This window comes from Pseudomonas sp. SWRI51 (genome assembly GCF_014268825.1).
In the GTDB taxonomy this organism is placed as follows: Bacteria; Pseudomonadota; Gammaproteobacteria; order Pseudomonadales; family Pseudomonadaceae; genus Aquipseudomonas; species Aquipseudomonas farsensis.
In genome coordinates this window covers 80,201-106,599 of sequence record NZ_JABWRG010000002.1, presented here as the reverse complement: position 1 = coordinate 106,599, position 26,399 = coordinate 80,201, and the positions used below count along the sequence as shown (strand labels likewise).

General features: G+C 63.5%; 25 protein-coding genes and 2 pseudogenes. 9 read left to right on the top strand and 18 right to left on the bottom strand.

Features of this window, described 5'->3' with window-relative positions:
* Positions 1-67 precede the first annotated feature (67 nt).
* Positions 68-961: a transcriptional activator NhaR gene (gene nhaR / locus HU720_RS01290; protein WP_186516645.1), complete on the bottom strand. Its 894-nt coding sequence runs from the start codon at positions 959-961 to the stop codon at positions 68-70.
* Between the two features lie 131 nt (positions 962-1,092).
* On the opposite strand from nhaR, the gene HU720_RS01285 reads away from it, so the two are divergent.
* Both HU720_RS01285 and HU720_RS01280 read left to right on the top strand, forming a co-directional pair.
* Positions 1,093-1,329, top strand: coding sequence for a hypothetical protein (locus HU720_RS01285; RefSeq protein ID WP_186516643.1), 237 nt, complete (start codon positions 1,093-1,095; stop codon positions 1,327-1,329).
* A gap of 18 nt (positions 1,330-1,347) precedes the next feature.
* Positions 1,348-2,100 (top strand): TerC family protein, encoded by a 753-nt coding sequence (locus HU720_RS01280; protein WP_186516640.1) that lies wholly within the window; start codon positions 1,348-1,350, stop codon positions 2,098-2,100.
* Between the two features lie 311 nt (positions 2,101-2,411).
* On the opposite strand, the pseudogene HU720_RS01275 reads toward HU720_RS01280, so the two are convergent.
* Positions 2,412-2,519: pseudogene (locus HU720_RS01275) on the bottom strand (transposase domain-containing protein); the annotation flags it as partial.
* A gap of 203 nt (positions 2,520-2,722) precedes the next feature.
* Positions 2,723-2,878: a hypothetical protein gene (locus tag HU720_RS01270; RefSeq protein ID WP_186516639.1), complete on the bottom strand. Its 156-nt coding sequence runs from the start codon at positions 2,876-2,878 to the stop codon at positions 2,723-2,725.
* Between the two features lie 109 nt (positions 2,879-2,987).
* Here HU720_RS01270 and HU720_RS01265 point away from each other — a divergent pair, with 109 nt between their 5' ends.
* Positions 2,988-3,389 (top strand): hypothetical protein, encoded by a 402-nt coding sequence (locus HU720_RS01265; RefSeq protein WP_186516638.1) that lies wholly within the window; start codon positions 2,988-2,990, stop codon positions 3,387-3,389.
* A gap of 17 nt (positions 3,390-3,406) precedes the next feature.
* Here HU720_RS01265 and HU720_RS01260 read toward each other — a convergent pair whose 3' ends face one another.
* Together HU720_RS01260 and HU720_RS01255 are read right to left on the bottom strand one after the other, a co-directional pair.
* Positions 3,407-4,294, bottom strand: a complete 888-nt coding sequence (locus tag HU720_RS01260; protein ID WP_186516637.1) for an RHS repeat-associated core domain-containing protein — start codon at positions 4,292-4,294, stop codon at positions 3,407-3,409.
* Positions 4,295-4,398: 104 nt separating this feature from the next.
* Positions 4,399-5,016, bottom strand: coding sequence for a LysE family transporter (locus tag HU720_RS01255; RefSeq protein ID WP_186516636.1), 618 nt, complete (start codon positions 5,014-5,016; stop codon positions 4,399-4,401).
* A gap of 91 nt (positions 5,017-5,107) precedes the next feature.
* Here HU720_RS01255 and HU720_RS01250 point away from each other — a divergent pair, with 91 nt between their 5' ends.
* The 6 genes from HU720_RS01250 to HU720_RS01225 all read left to right on the top strand — a co-directional run bounded on the left by HU720_RS01250 (position 5,108) and on the right by HU720_RS01225 (position 8,876).
* Entirely contained in the window at positions 5,108-5,356 is a 249-nt protein-coding gene (locus HU720_RS01250) for a helix-hairpin-helix domain-containing protein (protein WP_186516635.1), read from the top strand.
* 81 nt (positions 5,357-5,437) lie between these two features.
* Complete coding sequence (locus HU720_RS01245) at positions 5,438-5,659, top strand: MbtH family protein (RefSeq protein WP_186516634.1); 222 nt, start codon at positions 5,438-5,440, stop codon at positions 5,657-5,659.
* Positions 5,660-5,661: 2 nt separating this feature from the next.
* Entirely contained in the window at positions 5,662-6,381 is a 720-nt protein-coding gene (locus HU720_RS01240; protein ID WP_186516633.1) for an alpha/beta fold hydrolase, read from the top strand.
* Positions 6,382-6,439: 58 nt separating this feature from the next.
* A complete protein-coding gene (locus tag HU720_RS01235) occupies positions 6,440-6,991 on the top strand; it encodes an isochorismatase family protein (RefSeq protein WP_186516631.1) in 552 nt (183 codons plus the stop codon).
* 75 nt (positions 6,992-7,066) lie between these two features.
* Positions 7,067-7,735, top strand: a complete 669-nt coding sequence (locus tag HU720_RS01230) for a hypothetical protein (protein ID WP_202883569.1) — start codon at positions 7,067-7,069, stop codon at positions 7,733-7,735.
* Between the two features lie 49 nt (positions 7,736-7,784).
* A complete protein-coding gene (locus HU720_RS01225; RefSeq protein ID WP_186516630.1) occupies positions 7,785-8,876 on the top strand; it encodes a DUF1615 domain-containing protein in 1,092 nt (363 codons plus the stop codon).
* An 11-nt stretch (positions 8,877-8,887) separates the two neighbouring features.
* Here the strand turns inward: HU720_RS01225 and HU720_RS01220 are convergent, their stop codons facing one another.
* The 13 genes and pseudogenes from HU720_RS01220 to HU720_RS01160 form a co-directional block, all read right to left on the bottom strand.
* Positions 8,888-11,299, bottom strand: coding sequence for a TonB-dependent receptor (locus HU720_RS01220; protein WP_186516629.1), 2,412 nt, complete (start codon positions 11,297-11,299; stop codon positions 8,888-8,890).
* A gap of 33 nt (positions 11,300-11,332) precedes the next feature.
* Entirely contained in the window at positions 11,333-11,827 is a 495-nt protein-coding gene (locus HU720_RS01215) for a RidA family protein (RefSeq protein ID WP_186516628.1), read from the bottom strand.
* A gap of 19 nt (positions 11,828-11,846) precedes the next feature.
* On the bottom strand, positions 11,847-13,403 hold the full coding sequence (locus tag HU720_RS01210) for an FAD-dependent oxidoreductase (protein ID WP_186516627.1): 1,557 nt from the start codon (positions 13,401-13,403) through the stop codon (positions 11,847-11,849).
* Positions 13,404-13,863: 460 nt separating this feature from the next.
* Positions 13,864-14,963, bottom strand: a pseudogene (locus HU720_RS01205) (LLM class flavin-dependent oxidoreductase).
* A 44-nt stretch (positions 14,964-15,007) separates the two neighbouring features.
* The gene (locus HU720_RS01200; protein WP_186516626.1) at positions 15,008-16,342 is read right to left on the bottom strand and encodes an LLM class flavin-dependent oxidoreductase; all 1,335 of its coding nucleotides are present in this window, start codon (positions 16,340-16,342) and stop codon (positions 15,008-15,010) included.
* A gap of 374 nt (positions 16,343-16,716) precedes the next feature.
* Positions 16,717-18,336: an ABC transporter ATP-binding protein gene (locus HU720_RS01195; protein ID WP_186516625.1), complete on the bottom strand. Its 1,620-nt coding sequence runs from the start codon at positions 18,334-18,336 to the stop codon at positions 16,717-16,719.
* Positions 18,333-19,229, bottom strand: a complete 897-nt coding sequence (locus HU720_RS01190) for an ABC transporter permease (RefSeq protein WP_186516624.1) — start codon at positions 19,227-19,229, stop codon at positions 18,333-18,335. Before HU720_RS01190 ends, HU720_RS01195 begins: the two co-directional genes overlap by 4 nt.
* A gap of 1 nt (position 19,230) precedes the next feature.
* Complete coding sequence (locus tag HU720_RS01185) at positions 19,231-20,181, bottom strand: ABC transporter permease (RefSeq protein WP_186516622.1); 951 nt, start codon at positions 20,179-20,181, stop codon at positions 19,231-19,233.
* Complete coding sequence (locus HU720_RS01180) at positions 20,178-21,797, bottom strand: ABC transporter substrate-binding protein (RefSeq protein ID WP_186516620.1); 1,620 nt, start codon at positions 21,795-21,797, stop codon at positions 20,178-20,180. Before HU720_RS01180 ends, HU720_RS01185 begins: the two co-directional genes overlap by 4 nt.
* Before the next feature lie 176 nt (positions 21,798-21,973).
* Positions 21,974-22,768, bottom strand: coding sequence for a class II aldolase/adducin family protein (locus HU720_RS01175; protein WP_186516618.1), 795 nt, complete (start codon positions 22,766-22,768; stop codon positions 21,974-21,976).
* A gap of 17 nt (positions 22,769-22,785) precedes the next feature.
* A complete protein-coding gene (locus HU720_RS01170) occupies positions 22,786-23,730 on the bottom strand; it encodes a D-isomer specific 2-hydroxyacid dehydrogenase family protein (RefSeq protein ID WP_186516616.1) in 945 nt (314 codons plus the stop codon).
* Positions 23,727-24,860 carry an acyl-CoA dehydrogenase family protein gene (locus tag HU720_RS01165; RefSeq protein WP_186516614.1) on the bottom strand — a complete coding sequence of 378 codons (1,134 nt, stop codon included), beginning with the start codon at positions 24,858-24,860 and terminating at the stop codon, positions 23,727-23,729. Before HU720_RS01165 ends, HU720_RS01170 begins: the two co-directional genes overlap by 4 nt.
* A gap of 501 nt (positions 24,861-25,361) precedes the next feature.
* Positions 25,362-26,252 (bottom strand): LysR family transcriptional regulator, encoded by an 891-nt coding sequence (locus HU720_RS01160; protein ID WP_186516613.1) that lies wholly within the window; start codon positions 26,250-26,252, stop codon positions 25,362-25,364.
* Positions 26,253-26,399 lie beyond the last annotated feature (147 nt).

Genomic DNA, 26,399 nt, shown 5'->3' with positions numbered 1-26,399 from the left:
CTGATTCGTCGAAGGGCGCGACTTTAGCACATCCCGACCGGGGCCTCGCGCAGCGGCGGGCTTGGCCTCAACCAGAGAACAGCGCCCGCCGCGCGCTTTCGGTAATGGCCACGATGCCGGGGTGGCTGACCTTGCGCTCTACCGAAATGGCATAGAACGATTCGCTGACCGCTTCGGTCTGCCCGATCAGTTGCACCGCATACTGGCGGCACACCTCTTCGGCGATCACGCTGGGTGCCACGAAGATACCGCTGCCCGATTGGCCGAAAGCCTGCATCAGGGCGCTGTCGTCGAACTCGCCGATGATGCGTGGGTGTACGTTCTGTTCGGCCAGCCAGCGCAGCAGGCGGCTGCGTAGCACGGTTTCGTGGCCGGGGATCAGCAGTGGGGCGTTGTCCAGGCAGGCGGGGAAGGGCGCTGACAGGCGCTCGGCAAGCACACTGGCGGCAAAAAAACTCACCCCGCACTCACCGAGTTTCTGGCTGTAGCCCTTGATGTCCAGGTGACTGGGCATGGGGCTGTCGGAAATCACCAGGTCCAGGCGCTGGATCGCCAGGTCTGCCAGCAGGCGCTCGAGCTTGTCTTCGCGGCAATTGATACGCAGCGCGGCGTCCAGCTCCAGGGTTGGCGCCAGCAGGCTGTACACGATCGACTTGGGCACCACATCGGCCACGCCTACGCGGAACAGAATCTGCTCTTTGGGCCCGGCACGCAGCATGGCTTCCAGTTCGCCGCCGATCTGAAACATCTGCTCGGCATAAATCAGGGTCTGGCGGCCGGTTTCGGTCAGTTCCAGCTGGCGGCCCACCCGTTGGAACAGTTGAATGTTCCAGGTTTGCTCGAACAGGCTGATCTGCCCGCTGATGGTCTGCGGCGTGAGGTTGAGCTGTTCGCTTGCGCGCACGATGCTGCCGGTCTTGGCCACGGCCCAGAAATAGTGGAGCTGGCGATAATTGAGCATGTGGATCTGCCGATTCGTGAAAACCGAAGTATAACCGCTGAAAATACGAATTTTCTGGATGTTTCAGCCTCACTAGAATGCCTCCCCATCAGGCGCACGACGCGCTGCCGCAATCGACAAGTGAGGCCCCCATGCTACAACTCAAATCCATTGGTACACCGTTGGTGCTGGTTTTCACGCTGTTGGCCATGAGTGGTTGCGACCAGGCCGAGAAGTCTGCTCAGCAGGTGCTCGACCAGGCTGCCCAGTCGGCCAAGCAGGCCATCGACAAGACCAACGAAGCTGCCCAGCAGGCGCTGAGCGATGCGGTCGGTAGCGACGGCAAGGCCAAGGCCGAAGACGACAAGAAAGACTCCCAGGACATCTGACCGGAGCACGACTGAACCATGGAATACTTACTGGAACTTGCCGCGAGCCCGACCGCCTGGGTCGCACTGGCCACCTTGGTGGCCATGGAAGTGGTGCTGGGCATCGACAACCTGATCTTTATTTCCATCCTCACCAACAAGCTGCCTGAAGCGTACCGCTCCAAGGCGCGGCGCATTGGTATCAGCATGGCGTTGATCATGCGTCTGGCCTTGCTCAGCACCGTAGCCTGGATCGTTCAGCTTACGGAGCCTGTGGTCGAGGTGTTTGGGCATGCGTTCTCGTGGAAGGACATGATCCTGATCGCCGGTGGCCTGTTCCTGCTGTGGAAGGCAACCAAGGAAATCCACGAAAGCGTCGACCCGCATGGTGCCAAGGAAGAGTCCAAGGTTGGCCGTACCGTGACCATTGGCTTTGGTGCGGCGATCTTCCAGATTCTGCTGCTGGACATTGTCTTCTCGATCGACAGCATCATTACCGCCGTGGGCATGACCGAGCACTTGCCGATCATGGTCATTGCCGTGATCACTGCTGTGATCGTGATGCTGGTGGCTGCCGACCCGCTGGCCAAGTTCATCAATGACAACCCGACCGTCGTGATGCTGGCCCTGGGCTTCCTGATCATGATCGGCATGACCCTGATCGCCGAAGGCTTCGGCGCCCATGTGCCGAAGGGTTATGTGTATGCCGCCATGGCGTTCTCGACGGCCATCGAGATGCTCAACATCATGGCCCGCCGGGCGCGGTTGAAGCGCGAAGCGGCAGAGGGGTAGTAGGGCTATCGGGCCAGGCAAGCCTGCGAGGCCCTCATCGCAGGCTAACGCCAGCTCTCATAGAACAAACGCTAACTAGCTGATTTACATGGAAACGTGGGAGCGGGCTTGCCCCGCGATAGCGATAGCACTGCCAACATCGCATCGCGGGGCAAGCCCGCTCCCACGGTGCCCAGTTCTCTGCGCGGCAGCGCAGCCCGGAAGGGCTGGGTAATCTCCCACAGGAATCTCGGCCAGACCTCAATATCGTGTCTGAGCACGTTCTCTGTGGGAGATTCTATGAAAGCGTACGGGCAAACCGTGTTGCACGACTAAGCCGGACGCCAACGATGCGGCAGCAGCTGCGCAATCTCCCTGGCCCGTTGCGTCGGCAGGCGCCTCAGCACATCTTTGAGATAGGCATACGGGTCATGCCCGTGGTTGCTCGGTGGTTTTCTGCGTGTGCAGGCGTATCCATTTATGCACGAGGTTGATATTGAGGCTGTAGCCCAAGGCGATGTTGGCGATGGAGGCGCCGGGCTCGGAGCACTCTTGATGACCTGGGCTTTGAAGGATTTGCTGTAGGTACGAGACTACCGCCGCCCCCTTCTCAGCCTTCACATAAACCCCATGAAGGCTAGCCCTACCGCGCAAACGGATTACGCAGTCGTACCCAAACCACCGCTGGCAGCGCCATCAACAGCCACTTGAAGTACTGGTTCACCGCCAGTTGCTCGCACACCACGCCGATGATGGTGCACAGCACTACCACCGCCAGAAACTCGATCATTTTGTGCATGCACAGCCTTCCATCATTGCCACTGAAGAGGGCGCGCACTTTATCACCTGATCGGCCCAGGCGGCCCTGGACCAACAGTTTGTTGCAACTTTCAGGCTATCCTTGCTCCATGACCACCCAGCCAGCCCAACGCCACCCATGCCCGCCGGGCGCCTGCGATTGCGGGCGCGAGCAGCTGCTCGAAAGCCCGGAGCAGTTGCAGCGCATCCTGCTGCTGACCCGTGAAGAAGAAAAAAAGCTCATCGCTCGCTTGGAAAACCTCAAGGACTTCGACGACCTGCAGCACCTGCAGCAGCGCATGTACCAGAACCTCGGCCTGCGGGTGCACATCGCCCCAGGCTTCAACGAGGTACGCACCATGCGCGGCATCGTCATCGAGCTTGAGGCGCTACCGGGGTTGTGCCGCAAGACCCGGCAGTCGATCCCGGCTGCGATTCGCCGCGGGCTGGAGCGCAACCCGCAGGTCGCGTTCCGCTTGCTCGATGCCCATGACTTGTTGGGTGGTGGCTGAGATAGCCATCAGATTTCCTATATTCGAATCATGTCGCGGATATACTCGGCAAGCGTTAAGCGATCCGAAGATGACCGCTTCTTTTCATAGTATCGTTCAGCGAGCTCTTCGCGAGACAGCGCCTTTTTGGATGTGCTGGTGAGGTCATCGGTTGTTTGCGCTGACATCAGCTTTTGAAGCTGTTTATCATTGTACTGCTGTTCTTGTTGTATATAGCTATCTAATTCTCCTGTTAGCCGGTTCCTTGATCCAGTTGAGGTTTTATGCGATTTTTTTAGTTGTCCCGAAAAGGTTTCTGTGTACATAGATGTTAGTTTTTTCGCTCGCGGATCACCCGTTGTCGATGCCAACGCTTTCTTCCCTTCGGGCTTGGCAGCCCACGCATTGAACTCCCGGACAATACGTTCAATTTGCGCCGGTGGGCGAGGCTTTTTGATGGGGGTGAGGGGGAGTTTTGGTATTTTCATCGCACCTGATGGATCACGGAAGTTAACGGGGTCTGCGCCACAGTAGCCGTAACTATTTATTCCGCCTTCACCAATTGGGCTCTTTTCATCACTGCCGAGAAAGCGCTGCAACTTGCTACTGTATGCGCGATGATTGCCTATGCCCAAGAAGTACAGTTTGGAATATCTGTCTTCTACTTCCCCGTTATACGCTATGGCTGAGATTGTACAAGGAGAGTGCCCGTACGGGCTAAACGACTGATGGACAGCGCTCATGCCATCGTGTGCGATGAGTGCAGAGCCATCACTGTCGCTTGCTAATAAGTAAGTGCAGCGCTCATGCTCGGCTAGTGCAGCGCCTGAGTAGCGGAAGATTGTACGATTCAGGTCGCCCTCTTTCAGGGTAAAAAGGGCGCCGCTTTGATAGAAGTACCGAGTTCTTCTCGCCATTGCGCTCATGATCCATGCTCCTTTCGATGCGCTATATAAAGCGGACAGTTGGATCATGAGTGCAAGCTTGATAACAGGCTACTGATAGAACTGTCAGGTCAACGTGTACTGCCCTACTTGAGCGCCGCCAGTTTTATCCCAAACCCCACCAGGCAGGCCCCCGCCAGCCGCTCCAGCAAGTTGCTGACCTTGGGGCTTGCACGCATGCGCTCGGCCAGGTGGTGCGTCAGCAGTACCGCCACCAGCCCATACAGGAACGTCACCGTAGCCACGGTCACCGCCATGAACGCAAAGGTGACCATGCCCTGATGCTTCACCGGGTCGATGAACAGCGGAAAGAACGCCATGTAGAACATGATCGCCTTGGGGTTGAGCAGGGTGATCATCATGGTCTGGCGCAGGTACCGGCCATTGTTCATGCCGCCTTCACGGGGCGCTGCGCCTGGTTTGCTCAGCACCATGCGCAGGCCCAGCCAGGCCAGGTACCCAGCCCCCGCCCACTGCACCACGTGAAACGCCGCAGGGTAGGCGGCCAGCAGCGCAGCAACCCCTGCCACGGCCAGCCACATCAATACCTGGTCGCCCAGGATCACCCCGCAGGTCGCAGCCAGCCCGCCCTTGATGCCGCCTTTGCCAGTGGCGGTAATCAGGGCGAAATTGCCCGGCCCCGGGATTGCCAGCAGCACGATAAAGGCAATCACGAAAGCGCCGTAGTCGGTCACGCCGAGCATGGGGGGTCTCCAGGTACGAGTTGGTGGGGAACGCTTGGTATATGCCATTATCCGCCGCACTTGCAAATCCGCAGGTCACAAGGAGGTGATCATGGCGTTTTCCCCCGAAGCACGCAGCCAACTGCTGGCCGTCAAAGGCGTTGGCCCAACCGTGCTGCTGCGCCTGGAACAACTGGGCTACAACAACCTTGCGCAACTGGCCGCGGCCGACGCGCGCGATATCGTCGAAGGCGCCGCCAGCCTGGTTGGCTCCAGCTGCTGGAAGAACAGCCCCCAAGCCCGTGCGGCTATCCAGGCGGCCATCGCCCGCGCTCGGGAGCTGGCCTGCACGACGGAGTAATTTTTCCGCAGGCCGCTTCGTTTTCTTGATAGCCGCCCTGCGCCCGGCGCATCCGGCCCTCATCATTCAAGGAGACAGGCAATGACTTCCGTATTCGACCGCGACGACATCGTGTTCCAGGTAGTGGTCAACCACGAAGAGCAATATTCCATCTGGCCCGACTACAAGGCCATCCCGGACGGCTGGCGTGCAGTCGGTAAAAGTGGCCTGAAACAGGAGTGCCTAGCCTACATCGACGAAGTCTGGACCGACATGCGCCCGCTGAGCCTGCGCCAGCAGATGGCTGCAGCTGCGGCCCAGTGACAGTGACCACACTGAACCTGCTGTGCCTGCCGTACTCCGGGGCCAGTGCGATGGTCTACAGCCGCTGGCGGCGCAAGCTGCCAGCCTGGCTGCAGGTGCGCCCGGTCGAATTGCCTGGGCGTGGCGCACGGCTAGGCGAAACGCCGTTCACCGACATGCAGGCGCTGGCCCGGCAACTGGCCGGCGAGCAGCGGCTTGCTGCTGGGGCCTCGTATGCCTTGCTCGGGCACAGCCTGGGCGCTTTGGTGGCGTTCGAGCTGGCCCACGAACTGCAAGCCTTGGGCTGCCCGCCACCGGTGGCGTTGTTTGCCTGTGGCACGGCGGCGCCAACTCGGCGCGAAGACTACGACGGCGCAAATTGGCGTGAGCCAAAAAGCGACGCCGAGCTGCTGGCAGAGCTGCGCAAGTTGGGCGGAACCCCGGAAGAGGTGCTGGCCAACGAAGAATTGATGAGCCTGACACTGCCGGTGGTGCGCGCCGATTTTCTGCTGTGCGGGCGCTACGCCTACCGCCAGCGCGCGCCGCTGCGTTGCCCCTTGCATGTGCTCGGGGGCCAGAGCGACCGGGCCAACGCTGAGCAGTTGCAAGCCTGGGGCAACGAAACCCAGGGGCCGTTCAGCCTCGACATGTTCCCCGGTGGGCATTTTTTCATCCACGAACATGAAGACCGTGTGCTCGCCATGCTCAGCGCCACCCTGGAGCCCCTTCGGCTGTCTGCCTGATTGACGCCGCTGTGTGTCTGGGTAAGGCTGCAGGCTTTACCCAGGCAAGGGCCGGACCATGCTGATTGACCCATCCAACGCCACGCTGCTGGTGGTCGACATCCAGGACAAACTCATCGGCGCCATGAGCGACCCTGCTGGCACCGCCGCGCGCGCCCGCTGGCTGCTGGCAGCGAGCACCGAACTGCAGCTACCCATCGTCATTTCCGAGCAGTACCCCAAAGGCCTGGGCCACACCCTCGAAGCGCTCAAGGCGGTAGCGCCGGCTGCGCAAATCGTCGAAAAAGTGCATTTCTCCTGCGTGGCTGGCGACTGCCTGCCGGATAGCTTGCTGGCGCGCGACCAAGTGATCGTATGCGGCATGGAAACCCACGTCTGCGTGCTGCAAACCGTGTTTGGCCTGTTGGAGCAGGGCAAGCAGGTGTTCGTCGTCGAGGACGCTTGCGACAGCCGTACCCCGGCCAGCAAAGCCGCTGCGCTGGCGCGTATGGGGGCGGCGGGTGCGCAGATCGTGACCCGAGAAATGGTGGTGTTCGAGCTGATGGGCAGCGCCAGCCACCCGCTGTTCCGCCACATCAGCAAAACCTACCTGGTAGGCGAGCAGCCCTGATCGTTCATTGATGGCGTTATGCTACGTGGTGCTCTAAAGTGCAGGCGGATTTCTTACTGCCTACAGGAAGTTGCAATGAAAACCTGTCTCATGCTGATCGCCGCCATGTCCTTCTGCGCCGCTGTTCCACAGGCCTTTGCCGCACCTGCAAAGCTTGCCGATGTGTTCAACGGTGAAATGCTCGGCGCCAACCTGCGTTACTTCGAGTCGGTAGCCGGTATTGCGCGTACCAGCCTCGGCGATGACCACTCCTACAAGGTCCAAGGCTGCACTATCACCGCTACCGCAGCGGGCGGCACAGTCACGGCATTGCGCCTGGAGCTGTCGCCCACCTGCAAGGCCGACCTGCAAAGCTTTGTCGGGGATTTCGGGCCGAAGGCCGGCCAGCCCCTGACTTTTGGTGCACTCGACGAGTCCACCGGTGGCGGGCTTGAATTCTCTGCCTACTGCCTGCAAATGTGCGGCAATGCCGCCGACCCATCCGTTTACGCGCATTGGGAAGGCCCGCGGGCAGTGGGTTTCCAGGAGGTACTGCTGGAGGTTGTGCTAGTCGATGACGCCGCTATCCAGGCCTCTGATCGCTGGGCACAGGCGATGACCCAAGCGAAGGGCGAAGACTTCGTGTCTGAGACCAAGTTCAACTGCGAACGCAGCTTCGATGCCCAAGCATTGCAGGCGTTCGCCAAAGTGAAGGCCAGCGCCGTGACCATTGGCACGGGGTTGACCAAGCCGACCTGCAACTGATTGAAGCCTGCGCCCACTGCCGCTAGGCTCTGTCTGATCAAGGCAGAGGATGAGCATGATGAAGGTGCGGTATGCGGCAATGGCGGCGGCGATCCTTGGGTTGCTGCAGGGCTGTGCGGGGCAGGGCGAGCAAGCAGCCGATACTGACCCCGCCAAGGTCCGCGCGCAGTTGCTGCGCCTGTTGCCGGCACAGGTCAAGGACCGTGAGGGTTGGGCTGAAGATATCCAGGTGGCGTTCCAGGCCCAGGATATTGCGCCGAACAAAAGCAACCTGTGCGCGGTGCTTGCGGTGACCGAGCAGGAGTCGACGTTCAACGCCGACCCGCAAGTGCCCAACCTGGGCCGTATCGCCCGCGAAGAAATCGACCGCCGTGCCGCACGCGTGCACATCCCCAAGCTGCTGGTCGACGGTGCCCTGCAAACGCCGTCGAGCAATGGCAAGACCTACCAGCAGCGCTTGCAGGCAGTGCGCAGCGAAAAGCAGCTCAGCGAGCTTTATGACGAAGTGATTGGCCGGGTACCGCTGGGCCGCTCCCTGCTGGGCGGGCTCAACCCGGTCCACACTGGCGGGCCGATGCAGGTCAGCATCGAGTTTTCCGAGCAGCACGCCAGGGGCTACCCCTATGACCATCAGGGCACGGTGCGCGACGAAGTGTTCAGCCGCCGTGGCGGCATGTACTACGGCATCTATCACCTGCTCGGCTACCCCACGCACTATGAGCGCCCGCTGTACCGCTTCGCCGACTTCAATGCTGGCTGGTACGCCAGCCGCAACGCCGCGTTTCAGGCTGCCCTGAGCCGTGCCACGGGAGCGTCGTTGGCGCTGGATGGCGACCTGATCGCGCCAGGCGCGGTAATGCCCGGCAAGACCGAAACGGCCGCGCGCATGCTGGGGCCGAAACTGGGCCTGCGCAACCCGCAGATTCGCGCGCAACTGGAGCAGGAGAGCAGCCTCGACCTTGAGCAAACCGACCTTTACCAGGGCGTGTTCCGCCTGGCCGAGGCCAAGGCCGGCAAGGCCCTGCCCCGGGCGGTGCTGCCGGGCATCGAACTTAAAAGCCCGAAGATTACCCGTAAGCTGACCACGGCCTGGTTTGCCGGGCGGGTCGACGAGCGCTATCAGCGCTGCATGAAGCGCTGATGCACCCAGCCTCAGAAGTTGTAGGTCAGCCGCCCGAAGTAATACCCACCGGTAAAGCCATACGGTGAATACACCCCGTACCCCTTGACCATGGTCTTGCTGGTGGGTGCCTGCCGCTCGGGGTAGACATCGAACAGATTGCGCGCCCCGACCGCCAACTCCAGGTCCTTGGTCAACTGGTAGCCCACATCCAGGTCGGTGATCCAGCGCGCCTTGTACTCCCGGTCCAGGCTCCGGTCATTGGCCGCGTTGACCTCGCGCCATGACCCATAGCGGGTCAAGCCCAGGTTGACCCGGTAACGGTCCAGCCGCCAGTTGCCACCCAGTATCAGCTTGGTGTGCGGCTGCACTTCGGTCAGCAGGTTACGCGCCTGGCGGTCCATCAACTGATACGGCGTGCCCAGAATGTTCACGCTCTCCTTGTAGTCGAGGATCTCGGTCTTGTTCCAGTTGAAGGCCGCCGTCCATTTCACGGAGCCGGCGCCGCCCAGGTCTTGGTCGTAACTGCTCACCAGGTCCAGGCCCTTGGTCCGCGTGTCGGCGCCATTGGTGAAGTACTGCCCGCCCGACGTCGAGTCGATGCCGTTGGCCAGCAACGCTGCGGTGACCTCCGGCCCCAGCAGTGTGCCGGTTAGGGTAATGCGGTCGCGCACATTGATCAGGTACGCATCGGCGGTAAACGCCAGGCGCTCCGAGGCCTGCCAGGTCAGCCCCAGGCTGTAATTGGTCGACTTCTCAGGCTTGAGCGACTCGGCGCCCAGCGCTTGGGCAGCCGCCGAGTCCACCGGCAGCACGCCGTAGTTGATCGACTGATACACGCCATTGACCACCCCATAAGTGGTCGAGCGCGCGCTGAACAGGCTGTTGGCCAGCGAAGGCGCACGGAACCCGTTGCTTACCGTGGCGCGCACCGCCAGTTGCGGGGTGAATTCATAGCGCGTGGTCAGCTTGCCACTGCGGGTGGCGCCAATGCCTCGGTCGTAGTGCTCGTAGCGCAGCGCCGCGCCCCAATACCACTGCGGCAGCGGGTTGAAGCCGACGTCGACGTAGCCTGCGTAGCTGTTGCGGCTGGCGCTGGTGGCCTCGGCCGGGGAGATGCCGTTGGTCACCTGCGCGCCGGACGATGCGCAGTTGCCTGGCCCGGCGCAGTAGCCACCATCGGCCCAACTGGCCCAGTCGCCGGCTTGCACCTGATAGGTATCGCGGCGCTGCTCCAGGCCCCAGGAAAAGTCCAGTGGCTTGGCCAGTCCCACCTCGAAGCTGCGCCGCAGATCGAGGTTACTGGTCAACTGCGAGCTGACCCAGGTGCCAGACTCGAAGTGGTTGGGCGTGGCTTCGCCCAACGATGGGTTCTGGTTGTTCCAGGTGCCTTGTTCGGCCTGGTTGCGCCCGTAGGTACTGGACAGGTCCCAGTCCCATTCGCCCACCAGGCCCTTGGCGCCGAAAGCGGCCTGGTAGTCGTACTCCTCGATGTACCAGGTCGGCGTGTAGCCAGCCGGGCGGCCGTTAGGGCCGGTGGGGATGGTGTTGACGATGGTCGGCAGGCGGTAGTTCTGGCCCTGTTCGGCCTTGCGGTATGACCAGGTGCTGAACGAGTACAGCGTCAGGTCATTTTCAAGCGGCAGCTCGGCGTTGTAACCCAAGGTCAGCAGGTTGATCTTCGGCGTGCCGTAGCCGCCGTAGGTGACCTTGCCGGCGTGGTCCAGCGCTTCGGCCTGGCTGTAGCCGTTGGCGCTGGCCTTGTTATCGTCGTTCTGGCTGCGGGCATCGAGTGCCAGTTGCACAATGCCGTCGTGGCCAATCTCGAAGCCTTTGTTCAGGCTTTGCTGCACGGTCTGTTTCTTGCCGTCGTAGCCTTGGCCGACCGTGGATACGGCGGTGCCGCTGGTGTCGGCCTTGAGGATTACGTTGATCACCCCGGCAATGGCGTCCGAGCCATATTGCGCGGCCGCGCCGTCGCGCAGCACCTCGACGTGGTCGATGGCGCTGATCGGGATCAGGTCCAAGTCACTGGGCGCAGCGCCGGCATTGATGCCGCTGATGTTCAGGGTGGCGCTGGTGTGGCGGCGTTTGCCGTTCACCAGTACCAGCACCTGGGCTGCGTTGAGCCCACGCAGGTTAGGTGCGCGGGCCATGCCGCTGGCGTCCCAGCCGGTTTTCTCCGGCAGGGTCAGCGAGGGTACGGTGGCGCTCAGGGCTTCCATCAGGCCGGGCTTGCCGGTTTCCTGCAACTGCCTGGCGCTGATCACATCGATCGGCACCGGGCTTGAGGTCACGGTCCGTTTTTCGCTACCGCGGTTGCCGGTGACGATGACCGTGCCCAAGGCCTGGGCGGCAGGTTCGTCGGCGCTGGCCGGGGTGGTATGCAGCCCGGCAGCGAAGGCTACGGGGAGTAACGAGGCAGTGGTAAAAGCTGACTTCATGCACGCAGTTCCTTGTCTGGCGGGTTGGCGCGCTCAGGGCGCCTTGGCCGCGATAGCGTCGATTTCCACAAGTGCCCCCGGCAGCGGCAGCGCGACCACCTGAAGGGCGGTGCGGGTCGGCGTGCGCGGCTGTTCGGCGGTGGCGAAAAACTCGGTGTAGGCCGTTTGCAGCCCGGCAAAATCCAGGGCGCCGCCGTTGGCTGGGTCGCCGACCAGAAACACCCGCAGTTGCACAATGTCGCCCAGGTCCAGGCCTTGGCTTTGCAGGGCTGTGCGCAGCTTTTTCAGCACCGAACGGGTCTGGGTTTCGGTATTGCCCAAGGCGGCGATGCTGCCCTTAGGGGCGGTGCTGTCCGCGACATCGGGCAGGGTGCCGCTGACAAACGTCAGTTGCGCACCGGCCGGCACTGTCACCAGTTGCGAAATCGGGAAGTTCGAGCCAGGAGGGGCAACACGTTTGATGCTGTCGGCCTGGGCATTGAGGGTCAGCGACATGAGAACTCCGGCGAGCAGAAGAAGACGAGGCATGGGGTGGTTTCCTTGAGGGTCAGGCGGCGCGGATGGCCTGGGTAGCGTGTTGGGCGATCAGGCCGACAACCCGGCGCGCGGATTCAGCGGCGCTGTTCTGCCAGATGCCGACCCCGCCATGGGCGAGTGCATCACTGGCCAGCCAGGTCCGGCCCTGGGGCTGGTTGAGCAGGTCGTAACCGGGTTGGGCGACCTCGTCGTGGACGATCCACGGCGCTTCGCTGAAGGGCACTTTCGACCAGTTCACCACCAGTGGCCGGCCCAGCTTGTGGCTGTGGCCTGGGTGCAGTGATTCCACCGCCTGGCGTGACGAGGCGATCTGCGCCGGCAGTGACTTTTCGGCGAACTGCTGGGCCACGGCGCCGGTGTTGTAGGTGGCAACCAGCACCCCTTCGGCGCTGTTCAGGCGGTCGCTGGGGTACCACAGCGTGCGCGCCTCGTGGTTGATGTAGCTGAGGCCGCCGTAGATCTGGTAGTCGGTCTCCCAGAAGCGCGGCGACTGCCAGGCCACCTTGTTGGCCTTGTCGCCTTCGGCGCTGCCGATGGCCTGCTTGAACGCTGCGCTGAAGTTGTTCGGCAGCCGGGCCAGCAGTGGCAAGGGCAGGGTGACGATGGCGTAGTCGGCATGCTCGACATGCTGCTGGCCGGTCTTGCGATCTCGCCACACCACCTTGCTTGCGTTGTCGCCGGTCTCGATGCCCAGCACCTCGGCGCCCAGGCGCACGCTGTCCTTGACGTGGCGGTAGAAGGCCTTGGGGATCTGGTCCATGCCGCCCACGGGCTGGAACATGGTCGAGGAAAACTCGGGGATTTCGTCGAACACCAGCGGCAGCAGCAGGTTGCTATCGAGCAATTGCTCAAGCGGCACCGGCTGGCGTTGCACCGGGGTCTGGTCGCCGGCGCCGGCGAAACGGGTGTAGCCGGCGCGCACCGAGCCGCGGTATTGCTGCTCGGTGTCGAGGTCGCCGTAGACCTTGAGGAAGTCCAGTAGCGCCTTGCGCTGGCCGCCGTCCAGTTCGGCATCCAGGCTGTTGCGCTTGACGCTGCGTGCCAGCAGTTCGCTAAAGTGGCCACGGGTGTCGTTGACTGCCTGGCGCAGCAGCAGTGGCGGGCGTGCCAGGTCGGGCTGGGCGAGGGCGTTGCGGCTGCTGTTGACCAGCACCTGCAGCTCGACGCCCAGTTCGCGGCAGTAGCCGAGGATGGTCAGGTGGTGGCTGGGCAGGCGGGCGGCGCCGGCATTGAAGAACTGCCCTTGGTCAAACTCTACGGTTTGCGAGGTGCCGTCGTTGAGTTCGATACGGTCGCCCTTGCGCAGGGTCCAGACCCGTCCACCGACGCGGTCACGGGCTTCAAGAACGGTGACCGAAAAGCCGGCCTTGCGCAGTTCGTAGGCTGAGACCAGCCCGGAAATACCGGCACCGACAATCACTACGCGTTTGCCGTTGCCGCCGTTGGCGGCCAGTTGCAGGGGTTCGAAAGTGGCCGCCAGGGCGTTCTGCCCCAGCGCGCCGAGTGCTGCCGAGTAGCCGCCGATGGCAGCCATGCGGGCGATCAGGTCTCTACGGGACAATCCCATGTTGCGCTCTCCGTTCGGTGTCTTAAGCGAAGGTGCGCCACAGGGCAGACGTTCCCGTGCGGGGAACGATGGCGGGAGGCGCACATCCATTTGCCTCCGCCAGGTCGGGGTCGGTTTACAGAACTTAATGATCTTTATGAGGGTTGTGAAAGGATTTTTTGATCTAAGGTAATTATGTAATTTGCTGATCTTTATTGCTTGTTTAGATGCGCTAAATCTATTTTTATGAGGGGTGATCTTTGAGGCGTAGAGGTGTCCGTCGAGAGATTTCGGCGGCTGTCAGATCGAGCGCCGCCTGCGCGGCGCATCGCAGGCTGTCGCCAGCTCCCACAGGGGGCTGCGTCAAATGCGACATTGATGCCTGGCCCGATAACTGTGGGAGCTGGCGACAGCCTGCGATGCGCCGCGCGGCGGCGCTCGATCTGACAGGCGCAAGCCCTTGCGGCTGGCACCTGTGGCTTCAGGCCCTTTTCTGCCCCCCAACTCCGTCCCGCTGCGCCACCAACTGGCGAATCCGCGGTATCAACTCCTGCCCATACTCCACCGCATCGCGCAACTGATCGAACCCGCGGAACAAGAACGTACTCACCCCCAGCTCGTAATACGCCAGTGCAGCCTGCGCCACCTGCTCTGCGGTCCCCACCAGCGAGGTGGAGTTGCCGGCACCACCGCCCAGCGCTGCAATTTCGGTCCACAACCGGGTGTCATGCACCTTGCGCTGCCCGGCCAGTTCCACCAGCCTTTGCGAGCCAATGTTGCTCTTGCCGAAGTTCTTCTCCCGGCGGTGCCCTGACGGATGCCGATGCGCTGCTTGGCATCCTCCAGAATGCGCTCGGCGCGGTCCCAGGCCTGCTCCTCGGTCGCGCCCAGAATCGGCCGCAGAGACAGGCTGAAACGGATGTGCTTTTCTCGCCCGTAGCGGGCTGCCGCCTTGCGTACCTGGGCAATGCGCTCACGCACCTGCTCAAGCGGCTCACCCCACATCATGTACACGTCGGCATGCTTGGCCGCGACTTCCACCGCCGCCGGCGATGCGCCAGAAAAATAGATCGGCAAATGGCCCACCGGCTTCACCAGCGTCAGGTTGTCTTCAACCTGGTAGTGCGCGCCATGGTGGTCGAAGGGTTCAGTCTGGGTCCAGGTGTTGCGCAGCACTTGCAGGTATTCGTCGGTGCGCGCATAGCGGGCGTCCTTGTCCAGGAAGTCGCCGTCACGTTGCAGGTCGCCACTGTCGCCGCCGGTGATCACATTGATCGAAGCACGGCCGCCACTGAGCTGGTCGAGGGTGGCAAACTGGCGGGCAGCGAAGGTCGGTGCCTGAAAGCCTGGGCGGTGCGCTACCAACAGGCCGATGCGCTCGGTCAGCGCGGCCACATAGGTGGCCAGGATCAACGAGTCCGGCGCGCTGGTGTTGACCGCCAGCAGCGCTTTGTCGAAGCCGCCGTACTCTTGCGCCTGGGCGAATGCCTTGATGAACGGCAGGTCTACCTGCGGGCCGCGTGGGGCCTGGGATTCGCTGGCTTCCTGGGGGCCGATAAGGCCGATGAATTCGAGGGGCATGCAACAAAACTCCTTTTCTGTGGTGGGCGGCGAAGCCTGTGGTCTCAAGCCACCGCGCCCTGGCTGCGGCGCAGGGCATTGCGGTTGGTGGGCACGGCCAGGCCGAAGTTGTCCCGCAGTGTCGAGCCTGTGTATTCGCGGCGCACCAGCCCCCGCGCCTGCAGCAGCGGCACCACCAGTTCGGTGAAGTACTGCAAGCCGTCAGGCAGCAACTGGTTGATGATGAAACCGTCGGCGGCGCCGTTTTCGAACCAGTCCTGCACAGCATTGGCAACCTGCTCAGGGGTGCCGGTGAAGTCGCGCCGTGGCCGCGAGAAACGCAGCGCCAGCTCGCGCAGGGTTAGTTGTTCCTCGCGGGCCAGCCGCTTGAGCTGGTCGGCGGTACCCTTGTGGCTGTTGTCGCCCAGGCTGCCAAGATCGGGGAAGGGTGCGTCCAGGTCGTGCTGGCTGAAGTCGTAGTCATTGAAGGGCCGGCCGAGGGCGACGATGGCGTCTTCGATGCTCACCAGCTCGACGGCTTGCTGGTAGCGGCGCTCAACCTCTGCTTCATCGCGCCCGACGATGGGCCGAATGCCTGGCAGGATGAACAACTGCTCGGGGTCGCGGCCATGGCGGGCGGCGCGTTGCTTGAGGTCCTGGTAGTAGCTGCGTGCGTCACTGAACGACTCGGGGCTGACAAAAATGGCATCGGCGTTTTGCGCGGCAAAATTGCGCCCGTCGTCGGACACCCCGGCCTGAAAGATCAGTGGCTGGCCCTGGGGCGAGCGCTGGATGTTAAGCGGCCCTTTGACCTTGAAGAACTCCCCCTGGTGGCCAAGGGTATGCAGCTTGTCCGGGGCGAAGTATTCGCCGGTTTGCTTGTTGCGGGTAAAGGCATCGTCTTCCCACGAGTCCCACAGCCCCTTGACCACCTCGACGTGTTCGCGGGCAATGCGATAGCGCACTGCATGCGGCGGGTGCTCGGCCTTGCCGAAGTTGTCGGCAGTGCCCGACAGCCACGAGGTGACCACGTTCCAGCCAGCGCGCCCGCCGCTGAGCAGGTCCAGCGAGGCAAACTGGCGCGCCACCTGGAACGGCTCGGTGTAGCTGACGGTGACGGTGGCCACCAGGCCGATGTGCTCGGTGACGGCCGCCAGCGCCGAAAGGATGGTCAATGGTTCAAAGCGGTTGAGGTAGTGGGGGCTTGAGCGGGCGTGGATGTGCAGGCTGTCGGCGATGAAGGCGAAGTCGAATTTACCGGCTTCGGCCAGTTGCGCCTGCTGCTTGTAGAAGCCGAAATTGACGCTGGCATCGGCCAGCGCATCAGGGTGACGCCACTCGCCCCAGCCGTGGCCAACGCCGTGAATCATTGCGCCGAGTTTGATCTGTCGTTTGCTCATGGGAGTACCTTTGCATTCGGATAGTTAAGGCCTCCGCCGGGCGTGGGGTCGGACTGGTGGAAGGGACGTTAGCGTGTAGGGGAGGGGGTTGTGAAAGGCTTTGTGGTTCTAAGCTAATTATGCGAATAGCTGATAAAGATATTTTTATAATATGTTTAATTGTGTGCGTTCGCTCTGTAGGAGCGGCCTTGGGCCGCCAACGGCCCCAAACGCGCCCCCGGCGATTTCAGCTTGATGCACGTATGCTGGGGGCGCTTCGCACCCCTTTCGCGACACAAGGCCGCTCCTACACCATCAAATAGTTGCTTGCCTGAAACCACGCAATCTCCCACGCATGAGGCCCTCTGAGTCTGAGGGTTGCCAGCCCAGGCGACCTAAACCGCCACCGGCAACACACTGCGCGAATACCCCGGTATCGCCGCAATCAGCTCGCGGGTGTAGCTACTCTGCGGCTGCGAAAACACCTGCAGCGCCGCCCCTTGCTCCACCACTTCGCCGCGCCGCAGCACCAGCACCTGGTCCGCCATGCTCGCCACTACCGCCAAATCATGTGACACCAGCACATAGGCAATACCCAGGTTGCGCTGCAGCGCTTCGAGCAGCGCCAGAATCTGCGCCTGCACCGATACATCCAGCGCACTCACCGGCTCGTCGAGCAGCAATACCTCAGGCTCCAGCGCCAGCGCGCGGGCAATCGCCACGCGCTGGCGCTGGCCACCGGATAATTCCTTGGGCAGGCGGTCGAGAAACTGCACCGGCAACTGCACCCGGCTGATCAGCTCGCGGGCCTTCTGTTCCAGCGCCTCGCCCTTGAGCAGCCCAAACGACACCAGCGGCTCGACAATGCTGTCAAACACGGTAAAGCGCGGGTCGAGGGCCGCGAACGGGTTCTGCTGCACCAGCTGGATACGCCGGCGCAGCGGCCTGAAGGCCCGCCAGCTGTAACCGGTAACATCTTCGCCGGCAAACTCAACCCGGCCCTCGCTGGGCGCTTCCAGCCCCAGTGCAATGCGCAGCGCCGTGCTTTTGCCCGAGCCCGACTCACCGACAATGGCCAGCGTTTGCCCGGCGTACACGTCAAGGCTCAAATCGTGCAGTGCGGTAAACGGCGCTGCCTGGCCAGGCAGCGCAAAGCGCTTGCCGACGTTGCTCAGGCGCAGCAACGGCGCCTGGCCGGCTGGAGGGCCGGGCCGGCGCCGAGGCACGAAGGCAGGCGCCGCGTTGAGCAGGTCACGCGTGTACGGCTGCTGTGAGCCCCACAGCACCTGGCGTGGCGAAGCATGCTCGACCAACTCGCCATGTTTCATCACCAGCAGGCGGTCGGCGCGGTCGCAGGCCATGCCCAGGTCGTGAGTGATGATCAGCAACGAAATGCCACGCTCGGCCACCAGCCGCTGCAAGTGGTCGAGGATGCGCCGCTGCACTGTCACATCCAATGCGCTGGTGGGCTCGTCGGCGATGATCAGGCGCGGGTCGCCGGCCAGGGCGATGGCGATCAACACCCGCTGGCGCATGCCGCCGGACAGCTCGTGGGGGTATTGGCGGGCACGCAGTGCTGGCTCGTCCAGGCCCACCTGGGCGAGCAGCTCCAGCACCTCGCTGTCCAGCGCCGGGTAGCGCCGGCCATGGGCGAGTTGCAGCGCTTCGGCGATCTGCTGGCCGACACGCAAGGTCGGGTTGAGGCTGACCATCGGGTCCTGCGGCACCAGCGCCACGGTGCGCCCGCGCAGCGCACGCCGGGCACGCTCGCCGGCCTTGGCCACATCGACACCGGCGACCCGCAGCTCGCCTTGGTCGATATGCGCGTTGCCCGGCAGCAGCCCAAGCAGGGCATTGGCCAAGGTCGATTTGCCCGAACCGGACTCGCCGACAATCGCCAGGGTTTCGCCCTGCTGCAGGCTGAAGGAAAGGCCGCGAATGGCCTGGGTCTGCTGCCCGGCAAAACGGTAGCTGACACTGAGGTCGCGGACCTCGATCAAAGGGGGCTGGCTCATCGGGCATGCTCCTCGGCGCTGCGCGCCAGGTGGTTGAGGCTGAACACCACTGCGACCACGAACAAGCCCGGCAGCAGCGATACCCAGGGGGCGGTGATCAGAAAGTGCCGGCCGTTGGCGATCAGCGTGCCCCATTCCGCCGCCGGTGGTGCGGCGCCAAAACCGAGAAAACTCAAGCCTGCGGTAGCCAGAATGGCCGCCCCGAAGTCCAGCGTGGCCAGCACCGCCACCGGCCCCCAGGCGTTAGGTAGAACATGGCGCAGCAGCGTGCGTAGCCAGCTTGCACCGCCCAGGCGCGCTGCCTCTACATACGGCAGGGTCTTGATGCGCAACACCTCGGCACGGGTGGTGCGGGCGAAGCCTGGGATGATGCCGACGCCCACGGCAATCGCCACCGGCACCGTGCCAAAGCCGATGGCGGTAACGATGGCCAGCGCCAGCAGCAGGCCGGGCAAAGCCAGCAGTACGTCGACCAGGCGCATCAGCGCTGCATCCAGGCGCCCGCCGGCAAACCCTGCCAGCACGCCAATGCCAAGACCGCCCAGCAGGGCGATGGCCACCGCCAGCAGCGCGGCCTGTACTGACAGGCGTGCGCCGTAGACCACGCGGGTGTACAGGTCACGGCCCAGTTCGTCGGTGCCGAACCAGTGCACAGTGCTTGGGGCGCTGAGCTTGTCGGCGGGCGAGGTGGCGTAGGGGTCGAAGCTGCTCAGCCAGTGGGGAGCCAGCGCCGCCAGCAGGGCGAACAGCACCACCAGCAGCGCCAGGCTGAAGCCTGGGCGGCGCAGTAGTGGGGCCACTGCCTGTTGCAGGCGCTGCCAGCGGGTGCGGCGTTTCCAGGCGGGCACAGGTGCGGCGTCGCCGGCTGTGTATAGGCGGATATCAGTGGTCATCTCAGCTCACCTTGGCGGTATGGGCGATGCGTGGATCAAGCCACGGGTAAAGCAAATCGACGATCAGGTTCACCAGCACAAAGGCGGCGGCTGATACGGCAACCACCGCCAGCACCACCGGGATGTCCTGGCGCAGCACCGCTTCCTGGGCCAGGCGGCCCACGCCATTGCGCGAGAAGATGGTCTCGACCAGCACCGCGCCGGATACGGTATTGCCGACCTGCAGGCCGATCAGCGTCAGCAGCGGCAGCGCAGCGTTGCGCAGGCCGTGGCGGGCCTGCACCTGTGCGCGGCTAAGCCCCTTGGCGAAGGCGGTGGCGATGTAAGGCTCCTGCCACACGCCCTGGAAACCGCGTTGCAGCACCTGGGCATACACCGCAGCGCTGGGGATCGCCAGGGTCACGGCTGGCAATACCAGGCTGGCAAAGCCTTGGCTGCCGGTGGCCGGAAACCAGCCAAGGCCAAACGCGAACACCTGAATCAGCAGCAGCCCCATCCAGAACACCGGCACCGAAAAGCCCAGTGATGGCAAGCGGGTGAGGGCGGTTTTCAACGGACGCCATTGCAGGTAGGCGGTGAGGTAGGCAAGGCCCACCCCGCCCAAAAGCGAAAGCACGATGGCAAGCCCCGCCAGCGCCAGGGTTTGCGGCAGGCGCTCGGCCAGCAGCGCGGTGACTGGCCGGCCCAGCGACAGCGACTGGCCAAGGTCGCCGTGCACGGCGCGCCACAGCAGGTCGAAATACTGCTCGAACAGGCCACGGTCCAGGCCGTAATAGGCACGGGCCTTGGCCAGGTCTTCAGGCGACAGGCCGTCGGCTTCCATGCCTGAGGCGCTGAGCATGATCGCCAGGGTGTCGCCGGGCAGCAGGTAGAGGATGAAATAGGTGATGGTATAAGCGCCCCACAACACCAGCAGCGCCTGGCCGACCCGGCCAATCAGGTAGCGTTTCATGGCTGCCCGACCTGAATGTCACTGAGGAAGGCAAAGCCCTCGGCGGTCCAGCGGAAGTCCTTGACCCGTGGCGCGGTCGCCGCCTGCCACACCCGTTCGTACAGCGGGAATGCCGCTGCTTCATCGACCAGCAGGTCCTGCAACTGGCCGTAGGCGGCAGCGCGCTGCGGGTCGGCAGTGGCAGTGATGCCGCTGTCGAACAGCGCCTGGACCTTGGGCAAGGTCTGCGGCTCGTAGCTGTTGGTGGCCAGGGTGGCACTGTTGGCGGCGCGCGGGTCGAGGATGGTCTGCAGGATGATCGGGTCGGCGCGGGTCATGTAGGTGGAGGTCAGGTCGTAGTTGCCCGAGGCGTTGCCGGCTACCCATTCGGCGCGGGTCAGTACGTTCAGCTTCAGGTCGATGCCGACTTTGCGCAGTTGGTCCTGCACCAGCACATCGCCTGCGCTTTCGGCCGGGGTGAGGTTGTAGCGCAAGGTCAGGCGCTGGCCGTCCTTGTGCCGGTAGCCGTCGGCGCCCTTGTGCCAACCAGCAGCTTCGAGCAGCTGTTCGGCGCCTTTGGGGTCGTAGGCAAGCTTGTCGGCCTGCGCCTTGAAATACGGCGTGGTCACGTCGTACACGCCGCTGACCACCGGGAACTCGGCGTTGTACACGGTGTGCGCGTAGCTGGTGCGGTCGATGGCCTTTTGCAGCGCCAGGCGCACCTGGCGGTCGCCGAGCAGGCGGTTGTTGCGGGTGTTGGGGTACAGGTTGAGCGCAGGCCCCGGCAGCGACCGGCTCTGGATGGTCGCGCCTTTGCTCTGGAACAATTTGAGGTCAACCTCGGAGAACGGGTTGCGCGGCCACAGGATATCGGCCTTACCTTGCAAAAACAGGCCATTGCGCACGCTTTCTTCGGGGATGTAGCTGATTTCTACCGCGTCCAGGTGCGCCGCGCCCTTGTTGCTGACGTTGGCCGAGGCCCAGGCGTAGTCGGCGCGTTTGACCAGCCGTGCGCCGACTTCGGGGGTGTAGTGTTCCAGCACGAACGGGCCGGTGCCGATGATCTTGCCCTGTGAGCGCTCCTGGGCGCTTAGCTTGTAGGAGGCTGGCGCGAGGATCGCCAGGTTGGTGGTGGAGGTGGCTTGCAGGAAGCCGGCGTTAGGCCGCGCCAGCACCAGGCGCACGGTGAAATCATCGACCACCTCGGCGTGGTCGTAGCCGGCCAGGTAAGTGGCGCCGAAGGTTGCCGGCAACTGCGTGGCAAACGCCTTGTTGCTGTCGAAGGCGGCCTTGACGGCGTGGGCATCGAAGCGTTCGCCGTTGCTGAAGGTGACGTCCTGGCGCAAGTGGAAGGTGTAGCTCAGCGCATCGCTGCCCACCTCCCAGCTTTTCGCCAGCCACGGGATGATGCGGCCGGTCTGCGGGTCCTGGTCGGTGAGCGATTCGGCGACGTTGCGCAGCAAGACGCGGTGTTCGAGCCAGTAGACCTGGAACGGGTCGACGCTGACCAGCGTGGTGTTGTCGCCCCAGAAGGCGATATTCAGGGTTTTGCTGGCGGCGTTGTTGTCTGCCGGCGAGCAGGCATTGAGCGCCAAGGCGAGGGCGCCGATGGCGAACAGGCGGTGCAGTGAGGGCATGGGGTGGGTCCTTCGAAAACCAGGCGATGGGGGTGGGCTTGCCGTAATGGCAGTCAATCAAGCCCTTCGGGGCCGCTTTGCGGCCAATCGCGGGGCATGCCCACTTCCACAAAGGCAGCATTCATGCACTCTGTAGGAGCGGGCTTGCCCCGCGATTGGCAACAGCTACCTTGCAATCAGTCTTGGTAATCCCGCCCCTCCCGGTCCAACTGGCGAATCAGTGCATCCCAGTGGCGCTGGATGCCTTCACCCTTGCCATCGGAAAACCGCTTGGACTGCTCATGCACCTTGGCAATCGCAGCCGGCGATGCGTGCAGCAACTGGTCATTGCCGCCCGCCTGCGCCGCCACCTGGATGTTGCAGGCGCGCTCCAGCCCGTGCAGCTCGCGGAACGCATGCTCGACGCTGATGCCGCCGGTCAGCAGGCCATGGTTGCGCAGAATCAGGATGTTGCTCTGGCCCAGGTTGGCCACCAGCCGTTGCTGCTCGTCCAGGTCCAGCGCCACGCGTTCGTAGTCGTGGTACGCCACGCGGCTGTAGTAGGCCAGGCTGTGCTGGGAAATCGGCAGCAGCCCATCACGCTGGGCCGAGACCGCCGCGCCGTCGCGGGTGTGGGTATGCAGCACGGCCTTGAGGTCGGGGCGAGCGGCGTGGATGGCGCTGTGGATGACGTAGCCGGCCTGGTTGATGCCCAGCTCCAGCGGGTCGTCGATGAGGGTGCCGTCGACGTCAACCTTGACCAGGTTGGAGGCGGTGATTTCATCGAACAACAGGCCGAAGGCGTTGATCAGGAAATGCTCATCAGGGCCCGGCACTCGCGCCGAAAAGTGCGTGTAGATGTGGTCGGTCCAGCGAAACAGCGCGGCCAGGCGGTAGGCCGCGGCGAGCTTGACCCGCACCTCCCATTCTTCGGCGCTGACCCGTTGGCGCACGCTCGGGGTGCTGGTGGTGACGGCAGACAATGAGGTCATGGTGTGTTCTCCGGTAATCAGTAGCCGCGTGCGGTATCGACCAGGTTGGCCAGTGGCGCCTGCTCGCGGTAGCGGTGGAAGTTGGCGATGAAGGCGTCGAGCAAGGCCGGGTAGCCGTCTTCGGAAATGGCCGAGGTGTGCGGCGACAGGAACACCCGCGGGTGGTGGTACAACGGGTGCCCGGCAGGCAGCGGCTCAGGCTCGGTGACATCCAGGCTGGCGCGGCCGATCAGGCCGCTGTCCAGGGCATCGAGCAGGGCTTGTTGGTCAAGCAACCCGCCCCGGGCGATGTTGATCAGGTGCAGCCCCGGGCGGGCGTGGGCCAACACCTGATGGTTGATCAGGCCGCGGGTGGCGGCGGTGAGCGGGGCGGCGAGCACCAGGTGGTCACTGCCGGCGAACAGTTGTTGCAGGCTGTCGACGCGCTGCACGCCGGGCACCTCGGCGATGGCCTGGCCTGGGCGGCTCAGCGCCAGCACGTGCATGCCCAGCGCCACGGCCTTGCGCGCCAGGCTCTGGCCGATGCTGCCAAAGCCCAGAACCCCTAAGGTGCGGCCCCTTACTTGCGCAAGCGGGGTCAGGCGCCAGTCTGCATCCTTCACCCAAAGCCCCGGTAATTGCTTGGCTGCCGCGAACATCAGGGCCAAGGCGAACTCGGCTACCTGTTCGGCGTTGGCGCCTTTGCCGCTGGTGACCTGCGGGCCGTTGAATACCCAGTCGGGGTAGAAATCGATGCCAGAGGACACCAACTGCACCCACTTCAAGTTCCACGGCCAGCCGGCAGGCGGGCTGTCGACGCGCTGGCCGCGAATGTTGACCGGGCGCAGGAGCAGCACATCGGCGGGCACCTCGATGGCCAACTGGCTGGGGGCGATATCGATCACTTCGTGGTCGGCCAGTTGCTCGCGCAGCACCTGGTTGGCCTGGGCATCAAGCTGGCTGGCGATGATTGCATGGCTCATGGGGTTACCTCGGCAAGAGCGGTGCGCCCGACCTGGCTGAACACCACGTCGTCCTGTGGGGTGTGAATGCGGCTGCAGAGCACGTCGCGGTAATGCCGCTCCAGCGGATTGCGCCGTGACAGGCCGGGGTTGCCCGCCGCCTCTACTGCCAGCTGAACTGCCTGGATGGCGTTGGCGCTGACCAGGTGCTTGACCTGCCCGGCATGGCGCGGGTCGATGTGCCCGGAGCCTGCGGAGTCCAGCAGGCTTTGGTTGGCGAACAACAGGGTGTCGATGCGCCCAAGCACCTCTTGAAAACGCGGCAGGGTAGCCAACGGCGCGCCGAGGTTGGACGGCGCGCGCTGGTTTAGAAACCCGGCCAGCCAGTCGCGTGCGGCGCGGGCCACGCCGTCGTAGACCGCCGGCAGCAGCACGGCCATCCACAGCAGGCTTTCACCGTCAAGTTCCGCCTTTGGGGCGCTGGCGGGGCTGACGCTGACGGCGTGGTCGAGGGGGATCAACACGTCATCGAAGCGCACTTCGTGGCTGCATGTTGCGCGCATGCCAAGGTGGTCCCAGTCCTCGACGATGGTGATGCCGGGGGTATCGCGGTGCACTAGAAAGCCGCCTACCAGCGGGTCGCTGTCATCGCTGCGGCCCCACACCAGGTACCAGCTCAGGCCGTGGCTGCCGGTGGAGTAGATCTTGCTGCCGCTAAGCCGCCAGCCCTCGGCCGTGCGCCGCGCGACGGTGGCCGGCAAGCCGCCACGGGCTGGCGTGCCAAGGGCTGGTTCCACGCGCAGGGCGTTGATCAGTGCGCCGTGCTGCACCGCATCGCGGGCCACGCGCTGGCGCAGGTGTTCGGGCCAGCGTGCTTCGTCTTGCAGGCGAAAGTGTTGCAGGTACTGCATCACCAGAATCAGTGCGGTGGCGGGGTCCCCCTTGGCCACCGCGCTGATCACCCGGCGTGCGCCAGCCAGGTCGGCGCCGCCGCCGCCCAAGGTGCGGGGTACGGTCAGGGCGAGCAGGCCATGGCGATGCAGCAGGTCGAAGTTGTCTTTGGGGAACTGCGCGCTGCGGTCGTAGCGCTCGGCGTTGGCCCCCAGGGCCTGGGTCAGCTCGGCCAGGGCGCTGTCGGAAGGGTGACTCATGAGGGGTTCATCCCTGAATGACGGTAGGTTTGTTAAGACCGTATTCGTATGAATGAACGCTGTAAAAGTCTTTTTGGTTCTAAGCTAATTATTTGTTTTAAGAATTTATAGTTTTTGTTTTTATGCGAAAAATGCATTTAAGGGGCGTCGGGGCAGCCAAGTGTTTGCCGAAAGGGTTGTGGCGCCTTTGAGATCGAGCGCCGCCCGCGCGGCGCATCGCAGGCTGGCGCCAGCTCCCACATTTATTTCGGGCCAGTCTGTCCTGTGCCATCACCTGGCCCGCCTTGTTGGTAAGGCGCGGTTTCAGCGTGTGCGCCAAGGCAGCTTCATATCACTCAAGACATGCGCCAAGGCAGGCGCCGATACTTTCACAGGCATAACTGGCCCGAAACAGATGTGGGAGCTGGCGCCAGCCTGCGATGCGCCGCGCGGGCGGCGCTCGATCTCACAGGCGCTGGAAGTCCCTCGGCGAACATTGGCAGCCTCCCCCAAAACTCACTCTTACCCCAACAACCGCCCCCCGGCCACCTCACCAAACAACTCCACCGGCCCTTGCAAATTACCCAGATACCGCGGATGAAACAGCCACAAATCCACCAGCGGCTTGAAGTCGGTAACATTCAGCACCTCAAGCTCATCACGGTGCCGGCTGGCGAGCAACAGCGGTTCCGGCACCAGCCCCAGCCCCTGACCATTGGCCACCAACCCCAGCTGCAACTCGGTCCCGAACGTCTCCAGGTTGATCGACAAACTCAACCCCTGTTCGCTCAACGCCCGTTGCAGCCCCGCGCGGAACCCGCACCCGTCGGGGTTGAGCACCCAGCCGCGGGTATAACAGTCCCTGAGCTTGTAGCTGCGTTTGCCGGCACTGCCCTTGGCTGCCACTACCTTCAGCGGCATACGCGCGATCGACTGGCTGGCGATGCCTTCGGGGAAGATCTTGCCCGGTGGGAACAACGCCGCCGCCGCGTCCAGCTCGCCGTTTTCCATGCGCGCAATCAGGGTGCTGCCCCAACCGCTGGTGACCTGCGTGCGCAGGGGCGGGTAGGCCTCGCGGATTTTCGCCAGTGCATCGAGCAACACCACATCGCCCAAGGTCTGCGGCACGCCCAGGCGCAGGGTGCCCGACGGCGCGCCGTCATTGGCTACCAGTTCACGCAATGAGTCGATCTCGCGCAGGATCGCCTTGCACTGCTCGTACACCCGCAAGCCCATGGGCGTGGGCTTGAGCGGCTTGGTGTTGCGGTCGAGCAGGGTAGCGCCGAGGTCTTCCTCGAAGTTCTGCACTCGGCGGGTAATGGCCGGCTGCGTGAGTTGCAAGGCCTCGGCAGCCAGGTTGGTCGACTGGCAACGAATGACCGCCACGAAGGCGTCCATGTCATCGATTTTCATATTCGGCGCTCGCAGGATAGAACGGGAAAAATAAGCCACTAGCATAATCGTGTAGGCGGGTAATGCCATAGCAGTTGCTTAGCAAGTGCGGTTTGTTCTGCAAAATGCATATTAGGTTATTCCTAAAATCAATTTAGTTTATTCAGC